The sequence below is a fragment of the Nitrosovibrio tenuis genome (genome assembly GCF_900109785.1).
Classification (GTDB): domain Bacteria; phylum Pseudomonadota; class Gammaproteobacteria; order Burkholderiales; family Nitrosomonadaceae; genus Nitrosospira; species Nitrosospira tenuis_A.
Window position 1 is genome coordinate 1 of record NZ_FOBH01000030.1, and the last position, 1210, is coordinate 1210.

Sequence of the window (1210 nt, forward strand, 5' to 3'; positions counted from 1 at the left end):
AAAAGGAGATTTCATTCATGAAAAAGAAGAACCCGAGCATGAAATGCTCACTGCTTGTCTCAGTGACAATATGGTTGGCGTCAATTGTTGGAGCAGCTCCCGCATTTGCCGATAATGCCGTTAAATTAAGGGTATTGCTCATCACGACCGGTGAGATAGCGAACGATATGGGATTCGCCTATATCAAGCCCGTCCTGGATGAGATGGGCGTGCCATATGATGTATTGAATGCCGAAACACAGGACTTGACGGCTGCAATGCTCGCCGCTTCTTCGGCCGGCGCCGGCTGTAAAGCTGCGGATGCGGGTTGTGTCGGCAATTATAATGGCATCATCCTGACGGACTCAGACCTGGTTCCCAACTTCACGCCAGCGGAATGGGACGTCCTGCACGATTATGAAAAAAGCTTTGGCGTACGCGAAGCGGTGCTGTCAGGATGGCCAGCCACTTATTGGGACCCGAACGCTCCTTTCGGCATTTACCTCGATTATGGCCTGGTCTTTTCGTCCAGCGGAAACTCCTACAATGCCCAGTGGGCAGTGCCTGCCACATACAGCAAGCAGGTTTTTGAGTATGTGAACCCGGCCAGTCCCTTTCCAGTTACGGACTTTGCCTTCGCGGCCAACCCTCGAAACGATGGTACCCTCCTGCGGGACGGCACTAAACCCAACGTTGTGCCGCTCCTTAAAACCCAGAATGGCGAGGCCCTGGTATCGATCGTGCAATACGTCCTGCCTCCGCAGACAACACCGGTACGCGAGGTCATGATCTCGACGATTACAAATGCCGACTTCCTTCTTCATTCCAAGGTCCTGGCCTACGAGTTCATCAACTGGGCGACACAAGGCGTCTTCATTGGGGCGCGCTTTGTCCATCTGGCCACCCATTTGGACGATTTGTTTCTTGCTGACGAGCTATGGGATCCCGCTCTTAAGGCAACCAACCCTGCAACTACCTATCGACTGAATAGCGCCGATATCACGAACGCGGTGAGCAAACAGATCGCCTTTCGTGCCGCCCATCCGACAGCCGGTACCACTTTCAAGCTGGATTTTCCATTCAATGGTGCCGGGGCAGTGCTGGATCCGGAAGCAGCGACCCTCGCTGCAAACCTGACCGATGACCTGGTGGCGGCGGTGGTTGCCAACAAAGCCAATTTCCGCTTCATGAATCACACCTTCTCGCATGCAGACATGGATAAGGCGCCGGT

General features: G+C 54.0%; 1 pseudogene. It reads left to right on the forward strand.

The features are described 5' to 3' along the window. Positions 1 to 17 precede the first annotated feature (17 nt). Positions 18 to 1210 (forward strand): annotated as a pseudogene (locus BMX00_RS14240) (hypothetical protein); the annotation flags it as partial.